The 21486-nt window shown below is 32.3% G+C and carries 23 protein-coding genes and 1 tRNA gene; 14 read left to right on the forward strand and 10 right to left on the reverse strand.

All coding sequences use genetic code 11. The features are described 5' to 3' along the window. Window positions 1-205: 205 nt before the first annotated feature. The 8 genes from PW5551_RS06395 to PW5551_RS06430 all read left to right on the forward strand — a co-directional run bounded on the left by PW5551_RS06395 (window position 206) and on the right by PW5551_RS06430 (window position 5964). A tRNA-Ala gene (locus PW5551_RS06395) sits at window positions 206-281 on the forward strand. Between the two features lie 69 nt (window positions 282-350). Continuing rightward, on the forward strand, window positions 351-1802 hold the full coding sequence (guaB, locus tag PW5551_RS06400; RefSeq protein WP_113074960.1) for an IMP dehydrogenase: 1452 nt from the start codon (window positions 351-353) through the stop codon (window positions 1800-1802). A 52-nt stretch (window positions 1803-1854) separates the two neighbouring features. After that, window positions 1855-2892 (forward strand): 23S rRNA (adenine(2503)-C(2))-methyltransferase RlmN, encoded by a 1038-nt coding sequence (gene rlmN / locus PW5551_RS06405; protein WP_370445927.1) that lies wholly within the window; start codon window positions 1855-1857, stop codon window positions 2890-2892. 5 nt (window positions 2893-2897) lie between these two features. After that, entirely contained in the window at window positions 2898-3401 is a 504-nt protein-coding gene (locus PW5551_RS06410; RefSeq protein WP_113074962.1) for a PASTA domain-containing protein, read from the forward strand. Then, complete coding sequence (gene rsgA / locus PW5551_RS06415; protein ID WP_113074963.1) at window positions 3398-4288, forward strand: ribosome small subunit-dependent GTPase A; 891 nt, start codon at window positions 3398-3400, stop codon at window positions 4286-4288. Before PW5551_RS06410 ends, rsgA begins: the two co-directional genes overlap by 4 nt. 7 nt (window positions 4289-4295) lie before the next feature. Then, window positions 4296-4961, forward strand: coding sequence for a ribulose-phosphate 3-epimerase (gene rpe, locus PW5551_RS06420; RefSeq protein WP_370445923.1), 666 nt, complete (start codon window positions 4296-4298; stop codon window positions 4959-4961). Further along, the gene (rdgB, locus tag PW5551_RS06425) at window positions 4945-5565 is read left to right on the forward strand and encodes an RdgB/HAM1 family non-canonical purine NTP pyrophosphatase (RefSeq protein WP_370445928.1); all 621 of its coding nucleotides are present in this window, start codon (window positions 4945-4947) and stop codon (window positions 5563-5565) included. Before rpe ends, rdgB begins: the two co-directional genes overlap by 17 nt. A 126-nt stretch (window positions 5566-5691) precedes the next feature. Further along, window positions 5692-5964, forward strand: a complete 273-nt coding sequence (locus PW5551_RS06430) for an HU family DNA-binding protein (protein ID WP_113074966.1) — start codon at window positions 5692-5694, stop codon at window positions 5962-5964. Between the two features lie 315 nt (window positions 5965-6279). Here PW5551_RS06430 and PW5551_RS06435 read toward each other — a convergent pair whose 3' ends face one another. Genes PW5551_RS06435 through PW5551_RS06450 form a run of 4 tightly spaced genes read right to left on the reverse strand, consistent with a single transcriptional unit; the run spans window position 6280 to window position 10373 of the window. Continuing rightward, the gene (locus tag PW5551_RS06435) at window positions 6280-6927 is read right to left on the reverse strand and encodes a protein-L-isoaspartate(D-aspartate) O-methyltransferase (RefSeq protein ID WP_113074967.1); all 648 of its coding nucleotides are present in this window, start codon (window positions 6925-6927) and stop codon (window positions 6280-6282) included. Continuing rightward, window positions 6927-9170 (reverse strand): bifunctional dihydroorotate dehydrogenase B NAD binding subunit/NADPH-dependent glutamate synthase, encoded by a 2244-nt coding sequence (locus PW5551_RS06440; protein ID WP_113074968.1) that lies wholly within the window; start codon window positions 9168-9170, stop codon window positions 6927-6929. The genes PW5551_RS06435 and PW5551_RS06440 overlap by 1 nt, the downstream gene beginning before the upstream one ends. 46 nt (window positions 9171-9216) lie before the next feature. After that, complete coding sequence (locus tag PW5551_RS06445) at window positions 9217-9792, reverse strand: nitroreductase family protein (RefSeq protein ID WP_113074969.1); 576 nt, start codon at window positions 9790-9792, stop codon at window positions 9217-9219. Window positions 9793-9839: 47 nt separating this feature from the next. Then, window positions 9840-10373, reverse strand: a complete 534-nt coding sequence (locus PW5551_RS06450) for a hypothetical protein (protein WP_113074970.1) — start codon at window positions 10371-10373, stop codon at window positions 9840-9842. A 230-nt stretch (window positions 10374-10603) separates the two neighbouring features. Here PW5551_RS06450 and surE point away from each other — a divergent pair, with 230 nt between their 5' ends. The 3 genes from surE to fmt are packed head-to-tail and all read left to right on the forward strand — an operon-like array spanning window position 10604 to window position 12854. Further along, complete coding sequence (surE, locus tag PW5551_RS06455; protein ID WP_113074971.1) at window positions 10604-11362, forward strand: 5'/3'-nucleotidase SurE; 759 nt, start codon at window positions 10604-10606, stop codon at window positions 11360-11362. Between the two features lie 8 nt (window positions 11363-11370). Beyond that, window positions 11371-11901, forward strand: coding sequence for a peptide deformylase (gene def / locus PW5551_RS06460; protein ID WP_113074972.1), 531 nt, complete (start codon window positions 11371-11373; stop codon window positions 11899-11901). Then, a complete protein-coding gene (gene fmt, locus PW5551_RS06465; protein ID WP_113074973.1) occupies window positions 11898-12854 on the forward strand; it encodes a methionyl-tRNA formyltransferase in 957 nt (318 codons plus the stop codon). The genes def and fmt overlap by 4 nt, the downstream gene beginning before the upstream one ends. Here the strand turns inward: fmt and PW5551_RS06470 are convergent. Continuing rightward, complete coding sequence (locus tag PW5551_RS06470; protein ID WP_113074974.1) at window positions 12844-13611, reverse strand: TatD family hydrolase; 768 nt, start codon at window positions 13609-13611, stop codon at window positions 12844-12846. The two genes, fmt and PW5551_RS06470, sit on opposite strands and share 11 nt — an antisense overlap. Before the next feature lie 27 nt (window positions 13612-13638). Next, entirely contained in the window at window positions 13639-14064 is a 426-nt protein-coding gene (locus PW5551_RS06475) for a PPC domain-containing DNA-binding protein (RefSeq protein ID WP_113074975.1), read from the reverse strand. Between the two features lie 179 nt (window positions 14065-14243). Between PW5551_RS06475 and PW5551_RS06480 the strand changes: the two genes are divergently transcribed. Genes PW5551_RS06480 through murA form a run of 3 tightly spaced genes read left to right on the forward strand, consistent with a single transcriptional unit; the run spans window position 14244 to window position 17166 of the window. Next, a complete protein-coding gene (locus PW5551_RS06480) occupies window positions 14244-15077 on the forward strand; it encodes a Cof-type HAD-IIB family hydrolase (RefSeq protein WP_113074976.1) in 834 nt (277 codons plus the stop codon). After that, on the forward strand, window positions 15028-15840 hold the full coding sequence (locus tag PW5551_RS06485) for a hypothetical protein (RefSeq protein ID WP_113074977.1): 813 nt from the start codon (window positions 15028-15030) through the stop codon (window positions 15838-15840). Before PW5551_RS06480 ends, PW5551_RS06485 begins: the two co-directional genes overlap by 50 nt. A gap of 33 nt (window positions 15841-15873) precedes the next feature. Then, window positions 15874-17166 carry a UDP-N-acetylglucosamine 1-carboxyvinyltransferase gene (gene murA, locus PW5551_RS06490; protein ID WP_113074978.1) on the forward strand — a complete coding sequence of 431 codons (1293 nt, stop codon included), beginning with the start codon at window positions 15874-15876 and terminating at the stop codon, window positions 17164-17166. 131 nt (window positions 17167-17297) lie between these two features. Here the strand turns inward: murA and PW5551_RS06495 are convergent, their stop codons facing one another. The 4 genes from PW5551_RS06495 to secG form a co-directional block, all read right to left on the reverse strand. Continuing rightward, the gene (locus tag PW5551_RS06495) at window positions 17298-18578 is read right to left on the reverse strand and encodes a hypothetical protein (RefSeq protein ID WP_113074979.1); all 1281 of its coding nucleotides are present in this window, start codon (window positions 18576-18578) and stop codon (window positions 17298-17300) included. 118 nt (window positions 18579-18696) lie between these two features. Beyond that, the gene (locus PW5551_RS06500) at window positions 18697-19680 is read right to left on the reverse strand and encodes an S-layer homology domain-containing protein (protein WP_113074980.1); all 984 of its coding nucleotides are present in this window, start codon (window positions 19678-19680) and stop codon (window positions 18697-18699) included. 112 nt (window positions 19681-19792) lie between these two features. Beyond that, window positions 19793-20983, reverse strand: a complete 1191-nt coding sequence (gene tyrS, locus PW5551_RS06505) for a tyrosine--tRNA ligase (RefSeq protein ID WP_113074981.1) — start codon at window positions 20981-20983, stop codon at window positions 19793-19795. A 15-nt stretch (window positions 20984-20998) separates the two neighbouring features. Further along, window positions 20999-21235 carry a preprotein translocase subunit SecG gene (gene secG / locus PW5551_RS06510; RefSeq protein ID WP_113074982.1) on the reverse strand — a complete coding sequence of 79 codons (237 nt, stop codon included), beginning with the start codon at window positions 21233-21235 and terminating at the stop codon, window positions 20999-21001. Window positions 21236-21486: the final 251 nt, after the last annotated feature.

Below are 21486 nucleotides of genomic sequence, written 5' to 3' on the forward strand. Positions count from 1 at the left end.
CCCGTCTGCAGCATAAAACGCTGCATCCACCCCTTCGTAGAAGGGGAATAGAACCGACTACCCCGTCTGCAGCACAAAACGCTGCATCCACCCCTTCACAGAAGGGGAATTAAACCGACATTTAATATGATCTAATGCAATTACTTGAAAAAAATAATCTATTATGTTATAATTTTATTGTCTTTCAAGAGTTCTTATACTTAATGGGGTCGTGGCGCAGCTGGGAGCGCGCTACCATGGCACGGTAGAGGTCGTGGGTTCAAGTCCCATCGACTCCACCAAGATGAGGGAAGTTTTCCCTCTTTTTTTATATATGGATGGATCAATGAAAACTTCGAGGAGGGGGAAAGATGGAAGAGTATCTCACGTTCGATGATGTTTTATTGTTACCTCAATATAGTGAAGTAACGCCTAGCAGAGTTGATACCACCTCTCGTTTATTGGAAGGTATAAGTTTAAGAATACCTTTTCTTTCAGCTGCCATGGATACAGTTACAGAATCCGAAATGGCAAAAGCCATGGCAAGAGAGGGAGCTGTAGGGGTTATTCATAAGAACATGTCTATAGAACAACAGGTTCATGAGGTTTCAAAGGTAAAAAAAACAGAAAATGGTATAATCTACGATCCCATAACAATATCTCCTAATACTACGATTAAAGAGGCAGAAGACCTGATGAAAGATTATAGAATAGGAGGATTACCGGTTGTTGATGAAGATAACCGTTTGGTAGGAATACTCACAAATAGAGATATTAGATTCGAAAAAAACATGAGCAAGAAAGCCAAAGAGCTTATGACTAGCTATAAAAATTTAATCGTGGCAGGAACAAATATAACTTTGGATGAAGCAAAAGAGATACTTCATCAAAATAAAATTGAAAAGTTACCAATAGTCGATAACGAAAGACGACTGAAAGGTTTAATTACTATAAAAGATATTACTTCCGTTATTGAAAATCCTAATGCAACAAGGGATGATAAAGGACGATTGGTGGTAGGAGCCGCAGTTGGAGTTTCTGATGCGATAACACGAACTGAAGAGTTAGTTAAGGCGGGAGTCGATTTTGTCGTTTTAGATTCTGCTCACGGTCATTCAAAAAATATTATAGAAAACTTGGCAAAGATAAAGGAGAAATTTCCATATCTACATGTAATAGCAGGAAATATAGCTACTGAAGAAGCGGCAAGAGTTTTAATAGAAAATGGCGCAGATGCTTTAAAAGTTGGTATTGGACCAGGTTCAATATGCACAACCAGAGTAATTTCTGGTGTCGGTGTCCCACAACTCACAGCTATTATGAAAGTTTGTAAGGAAGCTAATAAATATAATATTCCTGTAATAGCTGATGGCGGGATTAGATATTCAGGGGATATTGTTAAGGCTTTGGCAGCTGGTGCATCGTCTGTTATGATGGGAAGTATTTTTGCAGGAACTGAAGAAGCACCAGGAGAAACGATTATATATCAAGGTAGAAAGTTTAAAACTTACAGAGGTATGGGTTCTATTGCTGCTATGGAGAAAGGTAGTAAAGATAGATATTTTCAAGATGAGATCCCTAACGAGAAACTTGTTCCAGAGGGTGTGGAAGCAATGGTTGCTTACAAAGGTGAGGTAAAAGATGTTATAATACAATTAGTTGGTGGAGTTAAAGCAGGAATGGGATACTTGGGAGCAAAAGATATTAACTCTTTGCAGGAAAAGGCTAAGTTTATAAAAATCACCCAAGCAAGTATCACCGAAAGTCATCCACACGATGTTAAAATTACTAGAGAAGCACCGAATTATTTCTTTTCATCCTGAAATAATAGATTATATTTAGATTATTATATATAGAGAGGAATTAAACATGAAGTTGAAAAATATTTTAGATTTTGATTATTCGGGTTTACAAAGTTACTTAATTAATGAAATTGGTATAGAGAAATATCGAACCGATCAAATCTGTAATTGGATTTATAAAAAAAGGGTATTTGATTTTGAAGAAATGACTAATTTATCTAAGCAAGATAGGTCTTTTCTTAAAGATAATTTTGTAATATCCATCCCTCAAATAATTAAAAAACAAGTTTCAAAGATTGATGGTACAACGAAATATCTTTTTGGGTTGGATGATGGAAATACTATTGAATCTGTTATAATTTATTACCCTTCAAGAACGATAGCTTGCATTTCTACGCAAGTTGGGTGCCCTTTAAGGTGTGAGTTCTGCTCTACTGGTCAAAATGGTTTCGTTAGAAATTTAACCACAGGAGAGATTGCAGGTCAACTTTTAGCAATGGAAAAGGATATAAATATAGATGTTAAAAATATTGTTTACATGGGAATGGGAGAACCTCTTTTGAACTTTGAAAATGTTTTAAATAGTATCGAGATTTTGAATCATCCAAAGATGAAAAAAATTGGAGCAAGGCATATAACTATTTCTACTGCCGGAATTCCTCATAGAATTGAAGAATTGGGAGATGTGGATAAAGAGTTTAGACTTTCTGTTTCCCTTCACGCCCCTTCAAACGTTCAAAGAGATAAGATAATGCCTATTAATCATAAATACCCTGTAGAACAGGTTATGCAAGCTTGTCGTATTTACCAAGAAAAAACAAACAAGAGAGTTACTTTTGAATATATATTGATTAAAGGATTTAACGATACAAGAGAAGACGCCTTGAAATTGGTTGAGTTGTTTGGAGATATGAAAGTAATGGTGAATCTAATCCCAGTTAATTCTAACCCCGCTAATTTTGAAAAACCTTCAAAAAAATTCATCGATAGGTTTCTTGATACCTTGATTAACAAAGGAATAGATGCAGTTGTTAGAGCAGAAAAAGGAAGCGACATATTAGCCGCATGTGGTCAGTTGAAAGGAAAGGTTAAAGAAGAAAATCTAAGGTGAAATTGATGGAGAAGCTTAAAAAGACCATAAAAAATTTAATATTTTTTATTTTAGGTATAATTTCATCAGGAATATTTGCTTATTTTTTTATGACTGCCTTTGTTAACAGTTCTGATATAGTAGAGGTTCCTTATTTAATTGGAGAAGACAAAGAAGTCGCTATTTCTTCTTTAAAAGAGTTAAATTTGATTCCTACAGTAGTAGGAAATGGTGAAACGGTTTTGTATACTGATCCGCAACCGGGTATAAAAGTTAAAGAAGGTCATCACGTTATAGTTCAACTCAGAGATATGGATTCATTAAAGATACCAGATCTTTTAGGGGTTCCTTCTGGCGTTGCAGAACAATTCTTAAAGCAATATGGTATAAATTATGAAGTAAGAAATCAATTGACTAACAAACCAGAAGAAAACGATATTGTTTTAAGTATATCTCCAAAACCAGGAAGTACATACAGAGGTGAGAAAGTGTTAATTTTTATTGGAAAATACGAAGGAGTCAATAGATGAATTGGAAAAAGGCCATAGTACTTAGATTTCATTCGGATATGGTCACGGTACAAGATTTAAAGAGCAATCAAAAGATTAATTGTTATCTTCCTGGTAAATTTAAATTACAGAAAATAAGACCTATAGTGGGGGATTACGTAGAATATTCTGTAGATAAAAAGAGTGATTATGGAAGAATTGAAAATATTCTTAAAAGAAAGAACGAATTGTATAGGCCAAAAGTTGCTAATCTTGACCAATTAGTTTTGGTAACAACTATTAAAAATCCTCAAGTTGATTTGCTAATTGTCGATAAGATTCTTGCACTTGCTGAAAAAGAAAGGCTAGATGTTCTAATAGTTTTAAACAAGATAGATCTATTGAAAGACTATTTAGATAAAGAAAAAATGAAAAGATTTATAAACATATATAGTAAAATCTACCCAGTAGTAACAACATCTAAATTAACTAAAGAAAACATCGATACTTTAGAAAAGTACCTAAAAGATAAAGTTTCTACGTTTGCTGGACTTTCTGGAGTAGGGAAATCAAGTTTGTTGAACACCCTTGATCCTAATTTAAACCTTCGTGAGGGAGAAATTTCTGAAAAGTTAGGCAGAGGAAAACACACAACTACCTACGCTGAACTTTTATATTTTAATTTCGGTGGGTTTATAGTAGATACTCCAGGTTTTTCAAATTTAGAGTTAAAAGGAATTAAAAAAGATGAATTAAAGTTTTATTTTAAAGAGTTCCAAGAATATTATGGATTTTGTAACTATTCCAATTGTTCACATATAGTAGAACCCGGCTGTGCTGTTAAAGAAGCTTTAAAAAACAATTTAATTTCAGAAAGTCGATATGAGAATTATTGTAATATATACAGAGAGTTAGAAAAAGATAAATGATTGTGAGGTGGAACATTTGACAAAAATATATCCTTCGATATTAGCCGCAGATTTTTTAAACCTAGAAGAAGAGATAAATAAAGTTTCTAAAGAAGCCGATGGCATTCACCTTGATATTATGGATGGAATTTTTGTTCCAAACATAACGTTTGGAATTCCTATTATAGAATCAATTAGAAAAATATTTGATATCTATTTAGATGCTCACTTAATGATAGTTGAACCTGAAAAGTACTTAGAAATATTCTCTAAGTATGTAAATTCTATAACCGTTCATTATGAAACTGTTACTCATCTTCACAGAACTGTATCAAGGATTAAAGAATTGGGTTGTAAGGCAGGGGTCAGTTTGAATCCACACACGCCAGTTTTTTTGCTTGAAGAGATATTACCATATCTTGATAAGGTCTTAATAATGTCTGTTAATCCCGGATTTACTGGGCAGAAATTTATTGAAAGTACATATAGCAAAGTTGAAAAATTAAAGAAAATGGCCCAAGAAAAAGAGGTAGATATAGATATTATGGTTGATGGAGGAGTTAATATTAATAACATAAATCTTCTTCATAAAAGTGGAGTAAATACATTTGTAGTTGGTGCCAGTGTATTTTATTCAAATAACCCTTCCCAAGAAATCATAGATTTAAAAAAGATGGCTGAAAAAAATGGATGAGATTTATCTAGCTTCTTCCAATAAGAATAAAGTAAGAGAGATTAACGAAATTCTTGAAAATATTGAGATTAACGGAAGTATAAACCTTAAATATATATTTGATGAAATTGAAGTTGGAGATTTTGATGTAGATGAATGTGGAGAAACATTCGTTGAAAATTCTATAATTAAAGCTTTAGCTTATGGAAAATTAATAAATAAACCAGTAATTTCTGATGATTCTGGTTTGTCAATAGTTGCCTTAGATGGGTTCCCTGGAATTAATTCTGCTCGGTTTATGAAAGGAGAAAGTTATACAAAAAAGATGGAAAGCATACTCTCCTTGTTGAAGAATAAAGAAGATAGATCAGCATTTTTTGCATGTGCAGCTACATACTATGACCCAGAAAAAAACATTTTATTGAGTTGCCAAGCAGAAGTTTATGGTAAAATAGCATATGAAGTGAGAGGAAACAATGGATTTGGATATGATCCTTTTTTTATCCCTTCAGGATACAATAAAACATTTGGAGAACTACCTAAAGAATCAAAAAACTTAATAAGTCATCGCGCAAAAGCTATAAAAAAGTTGCTTATTTTATTAAAAAGTGCTAAAATACTATAAAATATGATATTATTCTAATAAACATTGCAGTTTGTGTAGATATATCTATTTTTTATGGTATAATAGCTTTGAAGTTTTAGAAAATATGGGAATACAGGATTTTCATCTTTGAAAGGGGGAATGTTTGTGAATAAGAAAGAGTTAGTTGATGCTTTCGCAAAAAAAGCTGGGGTAACAAAGAAAGATGCTGAAACCTACATTGATTCATTCGTTGATGTAGTGTCAGAGGCTTTAGGTCAAGGGGAAGAGGTTAAGTTAGTTGGATTTGGAACTTTCAAAGTTCAGAAGAGAGCTGCCAGAAAAGGAGTCAATCCACAAACTGGTAAACCTATAAAAATTCCTGAAAAGATGGTTCCAAAATTTGTTCCAGGTAAAGAATTAAAAGATATGGTAAAGTAATTTAGCAAAATGGGCAGATAATCTGCCCATTTTTTATTAACTCTCAGAAAAGACAATTTACTTGCTTTCTAATTCTCCTCTTTGAGGATGATGTTAGCTTCAATTCCGTTTGCAGGTGCAATCATGTATATTATGCTAAAGTATTGCCTGATCAAAAAGCTGAAAAAGTGAAAGAATAAATATAATACTATTGAAATGGTAGGTGACGGAATAAACGATGCTCCAACTTTAGTTACATCTGACATTGGTATAGCAATTGGGGCAAGAACGAATATAGCTATTGAAATCGCATATATAATTATAAGGATTTGATTTTTACATTTGCCAACCGTATTTTCCTAGTAATGGTACAAACATACATCCATCGGAATATTCAACTTTTATACTGCCATCCTTATTTTTTGTTATAATATTCAAATGTTGGAAAGTTCTAGATCCAATGGGTATTACCATCTTTCCTTCTTCTTTTAGCTGTTTTAATAATGGATCAGGTACAGATGGGGCACTTGCAGAAACAATTATTTTATCAAATTTAATTTCCTCATCTGGCCATCCCATAGTTCCATCCCCTACTACAATCTTAATATTTTTATATCCCAGCTTTTCTAACTTTTTCTTAGCATTTTTTGCCAAACTTTCATTTCTTTCTATAGAATAAACGTAGGGAGCAATTTCAGCTAACAACGCGGTTTGATACCCAGAGCCTGTACCTATTTCTAAAACGATATCGTCTTTATCTATTTCCAAAATTTGAAGCATAAAAGCAATAATATACGGTTGAGAAATAGTTTGCCCCTCACCAATCGGCAAAGGGCAATCATCATAGGCATACTTTTCGAGACTTTTTGGAACAAAAAGATGTCTTTTAACTTTTAAAAAGGCGTTTAAAACTTTTTCATCGTGTATTCCTCTATTTTTTAGCTGATATTTCACCATATTTCTGTTTTCTTCTTCAAGGTTCATTAAACTTTTCCTACCCTCGATGAAATATAGTCATCTATAGCCTTCGCAGCTTTTTTACCTGCTCCCATGGCTTCTATTACAGTAGCTGCACCTGTCACTATATCTCCTCCTGCATATACTCCTTCTATAGACGTAGCGAGTGTTTCTGGATCAGCTTCTATATAACCCCACTTATTTAATTTTAGTTCGGGAAAGGCATTTAACAAAACTTTGTTTGATTCTTGCCCAATAGCAACAATGAATAGGTCTGCAGGAATTTCTACCAAACTGTTTTCTATGGGAATAGGTCTTCTTCTTCCTGATGAGTCAGGCTCACCTAACTTCATTTTTTGACAAATTACACTTGTTAAATTCCCAACTTCATCTCCAGAACATTCTATTGGGTTAGTTAGCCACATGAAATTAATTCCTTCTTCTACAGCATTTTCGTATTCTTCCCTTCTTGCAGGCATTTCTTGTTCGCTTCTTCTATAGACTACTGTTACATTTTCTGCTCCAAGTCTAAGTGCGGATCTTGATGCATCCATAGCTACGTTTCCACCACCTACAACCACAACATTTTTACCCTTCTTAACAGGTGTATCTACAAAGGGAAATTCATAAGCCTTCATCAAATTTACCCTTGTTAGAAATTCACTGGATGAGTAAACACCATTTAAATTTTCTCCAGGGATATTTAAAAACTTCGGAGTTCCTGCCCCTGTACCAATGAAAATAGCGTCGTATTCTTCTCTTAGTTCATCTACTGTAATTGTTTTACCTACTACAACATCAGTTTCAATCTCTACTCCCAAAGATTTAACATACTCTACTTCCTCAAAAACAATATCTTTTGGAAGTCTGAATTCTGGAATTCCATACGTAAGTACCCCACCTGGTTTATTCAATGCTTCAAATATTTTAACGTAGTAACCCATTTTTGCTAAATCAGCTGCCGTAGTTAATCCTGCGGGTCCAGATCCCACTACCGCAATCTTTCCTTTAGTATTATTCAAATTAAATGTGTCTTTATTATCTTCATTTTTTCTTTGAACTCTTTCCCAGTCAGCTACAAATCGTTCTAATCTTCCTATAGCAACAGGTTCAAATGCTCCAGTTTTACCTAAGGTACATAAACCTTCACACTGATTCTCTTGAGGACAAACTCTACCACATATAGCCGGTAAATTATTATAGCTTTTTAAAATTTCAGCGGATTTTGAAAGATTTCCTTCCCTTATTTCTCTTATAAATCCTCTTATATCTATACCTACCGGACAGCCTTTTATACAGTTGTACGTTTGATCAGGACATTGCAAGCATCTTTCTGCTTCCATCATTGCTTCTTCTAAACAGTAACCGTATGCAACCTCTTGAAAATTATTCTTTCTGACTTCAGGTGGTTGTTTCTTTACAGGAACCTTATTTTTTAAAATCTTTTTAGGTTTTCTTCGCTTTTTTTCTTCCAAAGAGCTTTTTTCTTCAACCTTATACTGCCCTAATCTTTTTAAAAGTTCGTCCCATTCAACTAATTCACCATTGAACTCAGGTCCATCAACACAAGCAAACTTCACACTATCTCCTACTGTAACTCTGCATCCACCGCACATGCCAGTTCCGTCTACCATTATAGGATTCAAAGAAACTATTATAGGAAAACCTAATTCTTGAGCTGTTTTTGTTGCAAATTTCATCATAATTACTGGTCCTATCGCCCAAGCTTTATCTATCTTTTCTCCCTCTGCTACTATTTTTTTCATACCATTAGTAACAAGTCCTTTCATCCCCTTAGAACCATCATCTGTTGTGATAATTACTTTATCCGCTATTTGCCTGAACTCTTTTTCCATTATAACAAGATCAGCGTTTCTTGCTCCTAAAATGGATATAACTCTATTTCCTTTCTCTTTTAAGGCTTTCATAATAGGATAAATGGGAGCTACTCCTATCCCTCCACCAATTAACAAAACATTTCCGTAATAATCTATCTCTGAAGGCATCCCCAAAGGGCCAACGACATGTGCAAATGAATCTCCGTTTTCAATCTCTGACATCTTTTGAGTACTTTTCCCAACGACCTGAAAAATAAGTCTTATCTTGTCTTCTTTCTGATCTACAATCGTTAATGGGATTCTTTCGCCATCTTCTTCAGCTATTACTATGACAAATTGCCCAGGTTGTGCATGTTTGGCAATTTTTGGTGCTTCCACCCAGAGACTGAAAACTCCTTTTGTCAATTCTACTTTTTCAGAAATTACAAACATCCTCTCACTCCTTCAGTGTACATTTTCGAATAATAAACACTCTTTTTTAAAACCTATCAAAATGAATTACTTTTTCAAGAGGTCTTTTAGGAACGTGAAAGTCACCCTTCTCATCCATGTAATATTTCACAGTCTCATCGTTATCTACTACAGTAGAATCATGCCCTTTATACCCTAAAGCGACAATGGTATCTACCTCATAATCATCTGGGACATTTAAAATCTTTTTTACGTTATCTTTTTTAACTGAACCTATTATGCAACTTCCTATTCCTAATTCCCAACCAGCTAAAACAATATTTTCAAATGCTGCCCCAACATCGTGGCCTATCCATTTTGTGGCTCTTGACTTATTAACTAATATAACGATATAAGCTGTAGGCCTTTCTCCTTCTTTAGGTGTTCCCTTTGGGGCAATGTATCCTGCCCATCCGGTATTTTCAAAAATTTTATCGCATATTTCCTTTTCATCAACTACAATAAACTCTAATGGTTGCTTGTTTGAAGCACAAGGAGCTAACCTTGCACAGTCAACTAATTCTTTTAAAATTTCTTTGTCAATAGGCGTTTGTTTAAACTTTCTAATGGTTCTTCTTTGCTTGATAATATCACGAAAATTCATTATATTTTTACCCCTTTTCATTATGGAATTTAAATATTATAAACTTTCTAAAACAAGTTTAATCGAAGAAATTTTATATTTTCATCATCCTTTTCAAACACACCCGATCTTTCTTCTATTTCGTTCATATCCCAATCAAGTACCGATAAGTAACAAGCACCGTCTTTTTCTTCTGTAAAGACACATGGATTACCTTCGAAATCATCATCTATATCCTCTTGGTTACTTTCTTCTTCTAAGGATACTTCGTTAATAAAAGAATATGCAACTATATCTACAACATTTTTTAAACTTATCAAAAACTCAAAAAAAGGATCAACTTCTTCTATATCATTAAAAACTAATACAAAACTCAAAGGAACTATATCGTCCGTTTCTTTAAACTCTTTTAAACCATCTTTGTATTCTTGATACATCTCTTCATCAAACTTTTTTATTTCATTTAAAAGTTTTTGTTTTGAGTCCTCTGTAAATTTCACCCAATAAATTACTTGTGGTATAATTTTTCCGTCACTGGTAACCTCTTCTTCTTGCATAAAACCCAATACTGTATCGTGATAAATAGAAAAATCGATTTTCATCAACCCCTTTTATAATTAATAATATTTAGTTCTATTATATTTTAATATTATCACATTTTTCCTTCTACTATGGAAATGAATTTATTAACAATTTATAATTTTTCTATTTACCCCATATGGAAGTATGGAGCTTAATTAAATATGATTAATTTAATCATATATTTATTCTTTCATAAAAAAAATGTGTTAAAATTATTTAGAAAAAAATATAAAGAGGTGCGAATTTACATATGAATATACTACTTTCTAATGATGATGGAATTATGTCTCCAGGCATCATTACATTAAAAAAGTACTTAGAAGAAAAACACAAGGTTTATGTATCTGCTCCAGATATAGAAAGAAGTGCCACCGGACACGGGATTACTGTTAGAAATCCCCTTTGGGCAAAGAAAGTAAAATTTGGAGACACCTTTTTTGGACATGCAGTAAATGGTACTCCTGCTGATTGCGTTAAAATTGGATTGGAGGCAATATATAAAGATATAAAATTCGATATAGTGATTTCAGGCATTAATCGAGGCGCTAACTTAGGAACGGATATATTATATTCAGGCACTGTTTCAGCAGCACTTGAAGGAGCTGTCAACGGTTATCCTTCAATAGCTGTTTCTTGTGTGGATTTTTCTGAACCAAACTTTGAGGACGCAGCCAAGGTAGTTTTAGATATTTTAGAAAAGATGGAAATTAAATTTTGGCCTGAATTTACTACCTTGAATGTAAACGTGCCAAAGATACCGTATGATGAAATTAAAGGAATAAAGGTTACAAGGCAAAGTAAAAGAAGGTACGAAGACTATTTTGAAGAGAGAAAGGATCCTTTTGGAAATTCATATTACTGGATGTTAGGTAATATTATAGAAGACGATAAGGATCCAAATTCTGATTATCATGTAATACAAGAGGGATATGTATCCGTAACTCCATTGAGTGTTTTCCTTACCAAATACGATTTTATAAATGATTTAAAGTCAATATTGGAGGTGTAATTAAAATAATGGAATTGAGGCTCATAGGTGACCCTATACTCAGAAAAAGGGCAAAGAAAGTAAACAATTTCGATAATATTATAAAAGAGCTCACAGAAGAAATGTTCTCCACAATGTATTTATATGAAGGTGTTGGATTAGCCGCACCACAGATAGGAGTATCTTTGAGACTCTTTATAATGGATTCAAGAGAAGAAAACGGTAAAAAAGTTGTAATTAATCCTGAAATAATTGAGTTTTTAGGAGAAGAAGTTTCTGAAGAAGAAGGATGTCTAAGTATACCCGAAATATTTGAGGATGTTGTAAGGCCTGAAGGTGTAAAAGTAAAGTATCAAGATTTAGAAGGAAAATTAATTGAAGAGGAGTTGCACGGTTATCAAGCAAGAATCTTTCAACATGAAAATGACCATCTAGATGGCATCTTATTCACAGACAAGCTTTCATTGTTGAAAAAAACTAGAATTAAAAAAGAATTGAACAATTTGACACAAAAAGGTAAGAAAAGATCACAAGAATTGGGTAGTCAAGTAAGATCATGATGAAAAAAAATAATTTTAGGATTGTTTTCATGGGCACTCCGGAATTTGGAGCTGAAATATTAGAAGAACTTCTAAAAAATAAATATAACGTAGTTGGTGTTTTTTCTCAACCAGATAAGCCTAGGGGAAGAGGAAAAAAGTTACAACCAACTCCTGTTAAACATATAGCTGAAAAATATGATATTCCCGTATATCAACCAAAATCTGTCAGTAAAGGTGAAGGTTTTCAAATATTATCAGAGCTTAACCCTAACCTAATAATAACTGCTGCATTTGGAAAGATTTTAAGAAAGAATGTTTTAGAACTTCCAGAAAAAGGGTGTTGGAACGTTCATGCTTCCCTTTTACCAAAATATAGAGGAGCGGCTCCCATCCAAAGGGCGATAGAAAATGGCGAAAGAGAAAGCGGAATTACTGTATTTAAAATGGTTGAAGCTTTAGATGCAGGAGATATGGCCATTCAAAGGAAAGTTGCTATTGATATAAACGATAATTTTGAAACTGTCTATAATAAGTTGTTATCTGTTGCAAAAATAACGGTTATAGAATTTTTAGAAAGATTTGATGAACTTAAATTAACCCCTCAAAATGATCAAGAAGCTTGTTATGCCGAAAAACTAACAAAAGGTGACTTAATAATAGATTTTAATAAGTCGGCATTCGAAGTTCATAACAAAATTAGGGCTTACGATCCATATCCTGGTGCTAAAGCTCGATATGAAGGAGAAGAAGTTAAATTGTTCTCATCAGTGTGGTTTGATGAATTATCCTTCGAAAACGGTAATGAAGCTCCTGGAAGTATAATCAAAAAAAAAGAAACTGGAATATTAATAAAATGCAAACAAGGTGCTATAAAAATAAAAGAGATTCAATTCCCAGGTAGAAAAAGAATTTGTGTAATAGACGCTATAAACGGAAATAAATTGAAAATACCTGGTCATTTTAACAGTTGATAGAAAAAAGATCGCCTGCATTTTTCTTTAATATATCTTTCAGTTCTTCTTCTTCAATCCCTTTTATTTCTGAAATCTTTTCATAAACATATTTCACTAAGCTGGGATTGTTTCGTTTGCCTCTAAAAGGAACAGGAGGCAAAAAAGGAGAATCAGTTTCAGGTAGTATTCTATCTATGGGAGAGTTCTCAACAACTTTCCTTAATTCATTGTTTTTCGGATAGGTTATAGGACCATCAAATCCTAAATATAATCCTAAATCTAAAAACTTTTTAGCAATTTCCCAATCCCCTGAAAAACAGTGAATAACCCCCATTTTTTCGGGTAAGTTCTTTGATTTTAAAAAGTTATAAGCTTCTTCGTATGCTTCTCTAATGTGTAAAACAACAGGTAAATCTAATTCTACAGCGAGATTTATCTGTTCATCGAAACTTTTAAACTGATCTTTTCTATTGGTATCCCAATGAAAGTCTAAACCAATCTCGCCAATTGCTACAATTTTCTTGTTGTTTGTTAAATTTGCTAAATAATCTATATCTTCTTTCTTTATACCTTCACTTTCTGTTGGATGTATACCCACAACACCATATGCCTTTTCTTCTTTTTGAACAAAATTCAATACTTTTATTGATGACTCAATATTTATTCCTATTTCTATATAATAATCTAAATTCTCGTTAATTTGATCGATTACTGTATCTCTATCATCGTCGAATTGTTTCATCAGTAAATGACAATGAGTATCTATATAACTCAAAATCGTATCTCCCTTCTAATCCATAAATTATTTTTTAAAATCAAATAGATTCAGACCAATATTTGGATTATACGTTCTTTCAATAGAACCTTCAATCGTTTCTATGATGATTTCTGCTGTTCCACTAACTATCGCAGAATTCAAATGCCCCCCATAAGAATGTAGTTCTGAATCAGAAATGGTAACGTGAACATGAAGATAAATTTCTCCATCCATAGTAGAAATATTGCCGGTTAGATTTAATATTTCAAAATCACCTGTAAATTCTTTTGAAAAATACTCTTTTTTTGTCGTATCGAATAAACCAATTTTTATTGAATTTGTAGATCCTAAACCACTTATATTTCCTAATCTAATAGAATTATTTATACAAAAATCTTTTAATGAACTTATTATCTCTTCTCCCTTGTCCAGTCTTAATATATATTTATTTTCAAATTTTGAATATTCCATTTATTATTCCCTCCTATTCATTTGATTTCAATCATACCATTTTATTGTTATGTCATGTTTAAGCGTATGAAAATCATTTGAGGAACGCAATTAATTTCAAATTCATACAATTTATGATACAATAATAAAGTAAAGGTTATTAAAGTAAAGCCAAGAAAGTTTTTTTCGGGGAGGTAAATATGAAAAAAGCATTTATCTTTGATTTGGATGGAACTCTATTAAAATCAGATTTAACAATTTCTTGTAGAACTAAATCTGCTCTCCGTGAAATCAAAGAAAGAAATCATATTATTATCATATCAACTGGAAGAATGTACGCTTCAACGATGTATATAATTGAAAACTTTTTACCATTTCTAAAAGAATACGTTATAGTATCTGCATACAACGGGGGATATGTTGTTTCCCCAGAAGGTAGAATAATTTTTGAAAAAGGAATAGAAAAGGACTTAGCTATTAAATGCGTCGAATTTTTAAGAAAATTAGATATCCATCGACATATATACATAAACGATAAATTAATTTCAGAGCAAGATGATAAAGAAATCAAAGATTATGCCGTCCACTCATTCGTTGATTATTTTTTAGTCGATGACCTAATAAAAGAAATCAGAAATTCAAAACATCCTCCATTAAAATTGTTGGCTATTGGCGAACCACATAAAATTAACGAAGTGAAATTTCTCTCCGAGAAAGAATTTGATGGCAAATTTAATATTATGAAATCATGGGATATTTATTTGGATTTTATACCTTCTGACGTTTCTAAAGGAACAAGTTTAAAAATAATCTCTGATTTATATAACTTTGAGATTGAACATTGTTATGTCTTTGGAGATTCCGAAAATGATATAGAAATGCTAAAGCTAACCAAAAATAGTTATGCCATGGGAAACTCTACGGATGAAGTAAAAAATACGTCTAATAATATTTTACCTACCAACGATGAGGATGGTGTAGCTTATGCCATTGAAAAGATTTTGGCTGACGATTTTAATAACGTTAATAATTAGCTTTACTTTTAGCAGTATATACGATATAATAGCAAAAGATGGAAAAATATTAGGAAAATTTTTTCATTCCTTAGATCATTTAAAAAATGCGGAACTAGAAAAAAATCAATTAATAGGATATATGCTCAATTTAAGTGAAATAGATCCTGAGCTTTGTTATTTAGCTTTGGGAAGCGTCAGAAATTTTTCAATGATTCAACAATTCTCTAGAGAATTAGGGTACTATCTAAAAAGTTTAGGAATTGATTTTGTAGTTTTTGGGAACCTTAGAACTTTAGATCAGAATGTTGAAAATCCTTTAGATTTCATAGGAAATTCTCCTTATTTAGTTTCCGAATTACTTTATAGAATGATTCGAGGTTTTGAAACAAGTGGTGTTACACCCGTTATAGTTGTTGCATCAAACGACGATAGAATAACCACTCAATCCTTACTTCAAAAAGGTGGTTCGTTTTATTCATATTCGAATCATTTAAAAAATGTAGATATTTTTTTTGATGGAGATAAAGTATTCTTAAACAGTGAAAGTTTTTATACCCTTCCATGGATATACGGTGAGGGAAATATGGAATCTTTAATCCAAGAAATATATAATAACAGTATTATATTAACAGGTTGGCGAGTTGAAGGAGAAAATCTATTATACCGTGAAATAAATTATACGGATAAAAAATCTGTTACTTATTTTTCCAAATCAGTTGAAGAAAAAGCAAAAAAGGTTTACAGCGGTGAATTATTACCCACTGGTAATAAAAATTGGTGAACTTTCTTTTATAATTACTTAGGGGGGCTTAAATTGAAAAGTATTGGCTTAGATACATCAGGTAAAATGATCGTAAAAGGACCTCAGAAAGCAAGCGGGGTTTTAACTGTTTCCGGCTCAAAAAACGCAGTACTTCCAATTATGGGAGCTTCTTTATTGACTGATGAAGATGTAGAGTTAAAGAACGTTCCTGATTTAGCTGATGTTAGAACAATGATAGAAATCTTAGAAAGTTCTGGCAAAAAAATAGACAGAATAGAAGATAGACTGATTATAAAGAGTTCCGGTTACATTAATTCTGAAATACCTTATGAACCAGTAAGAAAAATGAGAGCTTCATTCAATGTCTACGGCCCTTTAACTTTAAGAAAAGGATTTGCAAAAGTTGCTCTACCAGGAGGTTGTTCTATTGGGGCTCGACCCGTAGATTTTCATTTAGATGGACTAAGAAGATTAGGAATAGAAAGCACAATAGAACATGGTTTTGTTACTAGTAAACTAACAGATATTATGGGTTCAATAAATATATCATTACCTTTCCCAAGTGTGGGTGCAACAGAGCATGTTTTAACAACTGCTTGTTTACTTGAAGGAGTTAAAACTACCATAACTAACTGTGCTATAGAACCAGAAGTTACTGATTTAGTCAACTTTTTAAATAGAATGGGTGCAAAGATATTTGGAGCGGGTTCTTCTATTTTAAAAATAGAAGGCGTTAAAAAGTTATCTGGAATAAGTTATAATATTATCCCTGATAGAATTGAAGCCGGTACATATATAATATTAGGCAAATTAGCAGGTGAAAATCTAACCATAAAAAATGTATCCGCAGATCATTTAAACAGTTTATTTTCCATTTTTGAAAATATTGGTAGCCCTATCTTATACGATGATATAAAAAGAGAAGTAACAGTTACTAAAGCTAACTTTGATATTTTAAAGAACATAAGCATGGAAACTTCACCTTTTCCTGGATTTCCAACTGACTTACAACCCCAAATAACAACCTTTTTATCTTTAGTTCCAGGAAGATCGACTATAACCGAAACAGTTTTCAAAAGTAGATTTTATCATATTGACGAACTAAATAGAATGGGTGCAAAAATAAGGGTGGAAGATAACACAGCTATAATAGAAGGTGTTAATAAACTTTCTGGAGCCCCAGTTGAAGCAACGGATCTAAGAGCTGCAGCAGCACTACTAATCGCAGGGCTTGTAGCAGAAGGCGAAACTGTAATAACTAATGTGGACCATATATTCCGAGGTTATGAGAATATACATGAAAAATTAGAAAATGTTGGTATAGACTTAGTCTACTTAAAATAAAAAATCAGGGAATTATTTCCCTGATTTTTTTATCGCTTCATAAACATAAATTAAAAATACTTTTTATCAAATATTATTAAAAAAAGCTGGCTTTTATAAGCCAGCTCATAATTTCATTTATCTTATCCTTCTTAGAATTCAAATTCTGTCTTAAAGAATAAGTACCAGTGCAAATCAGCTAACGTATCTGCACCAACTACGTTTCCATCAGCATCTAATTTTTCATTACCTGCATGGAAACCTGCTTTCATATAATCATTAACTGCATATGATAATGTTGTTAAGTATGCAATAGAATTTTCAGCTACTTCTCCATCTTCAAAGAAATAGTAGACGTCTCCATCAATAGTAACTGAATAATCTTCAAGTACATAAGTTATATATCCATGAGGTGTTATGGATAAAGTAGTTGCGGCATCTGTTAAATCTTTTATAGAAACAGGGACTGATACACCAACCAAGCTTGAATCAGCCAGAGCATATTCAACAGTTGGAGTTAAGCTTAAGGAATAAAGAATAGGATCTTCTAATAAATCAATTGTTAATGTATCTGTTAATTCAACGCTCAAAGGACCGGCAGCATATTCCACATCTGCACCAGCTGTAACTGACCGTGTATCAGCTACAGAAAAACCTGCAGCAACTTCAGCTGCGAAAACAACATCCAAGTTATCTTGCCATGTAAATCCTACGTGAGGAGTTACAGTTACAGGATCCATCTCCAAAGGATATTTATAAGATGCGTTTATTCTGTAAGCTGTGGTAGCATCAGGAGAAACACTCTCATCATTCAACATTCCGAATACCATACCAGCTGTTAATTCACCAGGAACAGGAACTTCAGTTAATTTTCCTTCAACGGAAAGCCTTGTATTGTTAGTTGCTTCAAACTTATATGCTCCTGCCACTAAACCTTTTACTCCACTTACATCAAGATCATAACTAGCACCTAAAATCCATCCTTCCGGGATAGCAAAATCACCAGTAGCATGAGGAGTAACATCACCTGCAACTAAATCTGCTAGAACTAAATTCACTCCAAAATCTTTTAATGATAACTTTAAGGCGCTAACCGCTGCAGTATAATCCGCATTTATTGTGTATGTACTTAAACCAATAACATCGGGTACAAATCTTACTAACCAAGCTTCTTCTTCGTATTCAATATTATTCAAAGTAACACCTGGTACTAACGGATTAAAGGTGAAGCTTGCTGTCAAACCTTCAAAAGGTTTTACTAAAAAATCAATAGTTATATAACTGTCATCAACTAATACCGATGATATATCCAATCCTTGTTCATCAATCATTAGTTCGAATCCAGCCGTCCCACTTACGTTATAAACTGGTTCAAGAGCAAAAATAGCCAGTGTTGCAAAAACTACTAAAAAAGATAATAAAGCTTTTTTCATACTAATAAACCCCCTCCTACTTTTAATTTGTTTTTTTGATAAATCCTTTTAATTATAACAAAATTTCTATAAACTGTCAATAAAAATTCTATTTTCACATATCTTTTTTTACTGATTACTATGGTAAGAAAATGCCTACTACTCCCAAAACTACTCCTAAACCTGCTACTAACCATAGCATAGTATTATCTTGTGCCTTAGCTATTTCTTCATTCTGGGCTTCTACTTGTTGACTCAGTTCTAATATTTTTGCTTCGTTTAAGTCTACCTGATTATTTAAAACATCAATTTTGTCGTATGTGTCATATTTTAAATTTAGATGTTGTTGAGCCATAGTAGTTCGAAACTTCTCTAATTCTGCAACTTTATTCTCAGTAGCGTTAACCTTTTTTTCTAAATTTGCAACTTTAGTTGACAAAGCAGGCAGAGCTTTTATGAACATGTTGTTTTCTTCAGCTAATTGTTTTGTTTGATTTAATGTGCTTTCCATTTTTTCTAAATCTGAAACTTTTCTTTCTATAGCTACAACTTTAGTTGACAAAGCAGGAAGAGCTTTTACGAACATGTTGTTTTCTTGTGCTAATTGTTTTGTTTGATTCAATGTGCTTTCCATGCTTGAAACCTTTGCATTCAAGCCAGAAACTTCTTGACTAAGAGCTAAAAGATCTTTTTCAAGTGAATCTCCTATGTTTTTTGCTCTATAAGCGGTCTTTTTAACATCGGAATATGTCGCTTGTAAGTCAGCAAGTAGATCGTTTTGATTTAACTCTTCGCTTAAAGCATTCAAATTGCTTTCAACGGTGTTGACCTTTTTTGAAGCGTTGTTAACTTTCTCTTCTAAATAATTAAGATCTCTCGTTTTAGCAATCTCAGGTGAATTTTCCAAGTAAGTTACCAACCTTGACATCCAAACTGCTGCATCTGATCTTGTTAATGGTTCATAACCTCTAAATGTGGGTTCATCAACCGGTATAACTCCTTTTTCTACTAATTTCATAACGTAGTCATAAGCCCAGTGATCTTCTCCGACATCGGTAAATCCTAATGAAAACGCTGATACTACTAAAACCATTATAGCGACAAACGCTAAAGTTTTTTTCATTCTTCCTTACCCCCTTTTTATGATTTTGTTTTATTAATAAACCTTCTGTAGAAAACTTATTTTTTAACTATAATAATATTATACTATATTTACAAAAACAATGCAAAGCTTATTAAACTTTTTTTATTTTAAAAAAATTCTTTTTTCCTACTTTCAATATAGATCCGTTCTCAAAATCAAATAAACCTTTAAAATCATTTATTTTTTCTTCATTGATTCTAATGGCTCCTTGATTTATGGCTCTTTTAATTTCACTGTTACTAGAAAAAACACCAGTTTTTGTAATTACATCCAAAATTGTTTCGCCATCTTTTACTTCTATCTCAGGAAGATCTTCAGGCATTTCTTTTTTTTGAAATATTTTTATAAAATTTTCTTTAGCTTTTTTTGATTCTTCTTTATTATACAACATTGAAACAATTTCTTCTGCCAAGATCATTTTTACATCCCTAGGATTGATTTTTGAGTTTTTGATTTTTTCTTCATACGATTTTATTTCTTCTTTGGGAATATCCGTAAGATACTTCATATATTTAATGATAAGATCATCTGGTATCGACATCATTTTACCATAAACATCTTTTGGTGAATCGTTGAAAGCGATATAATTATCATAACTTTTGCTCATTTTTAAATGTCCATCTGTTCCTTCAATTAAAGGCATGGTAATAACAACTTGCGGGGATTGATCAAACTCTTCTTGTAACTTTCTTCCAACCAAAAGATTAAAAAGTTGATCAGTTCCTCCTATTTCTACATCAGCTTCAATCATTACAGAATCATAAGCTTGGGCTAGTGGATACAAAAATTCGGAAATGCTTATAGGTTGGTTATCTTTCAATCTTTTATTAAAATCGTCTCTTTCCAACATTCTAGCAACTGTATATCTTGAAGTTAAATTAATTATATCAGCAAAAGATAATTTTGAAAGCCATTCACTATTATATTTTACAATTGTTTTCTTGGGATCAAGTATTTTAAAAGCTTGTTCTACATATGATTTTGAATTTTCTTTGACTTCATCTTCCGAAAGCAAAGGACGTGTTTTAGATCTTCCAGAAGGATCGCCAATTCTAGCGGTAAAATCCCCTATTATTAAATATACCATATGACCTAACTTTTGAAACTGTTTTAATTTTTTTAATACTACTGCATGCCCTAGATGCAGATCTGGCCTGGATGGATCGACACCTAATTTAACTTTTAATTCTTTTTTATTATTTATTTTTTCTATAAAATCTTTATTTGTAATAAAATCGACGGTATTGCTTTCTATTATTTTGAGTTGATCTATGGGATTCAAGTATTATGTCCTCCTCTAGACTATTATCCACGTCACCAAAAAACAGTTTATCATAAAAAGGATGCCAAATGTTAGAGCAATTTTTGATGTTTTATCTAATCCTTTCTCTCTTCCGAAATTAGTAGCAGATGCACCTGCACCGAATGCACCACCTATTTCACTATTTTTTTGCATTCTTTGTAAAGCAAAATATATAACTCCAAAAGCTAAGATAATGTGAATAATTATCAATAAAATAGATAAAAAACCCATACTGTTCCTCCTTTTGCTTATTCTACTTATTTTTTAAAGAAAATTATAACAACTTCTTTGTTATTATATCACACGAAATATCGTTATGCAAACCTTTTATGATTTCTTTTCTATTCAAAAATCCAAGAATTCGCTCTCTAATCGAAAATAATCCTTGTTAATCCTTCATAATTGGAAATAATAAGATTAGTATTTTTTTATGAAAAGAAGTAAAATATAAATTAGGGAAACGTTTTCTATCTATTAGAAAG

Origin of the sequence: Petrotoga sp. 9PW.55.5.1 (genome assembly GCF_003265365.1) — a bacterium.
Classification (GTDB): Bacteria; Thermotogota; Thermotogae; order Petrotogales; family Petrotogaceae; genus Petrotoga.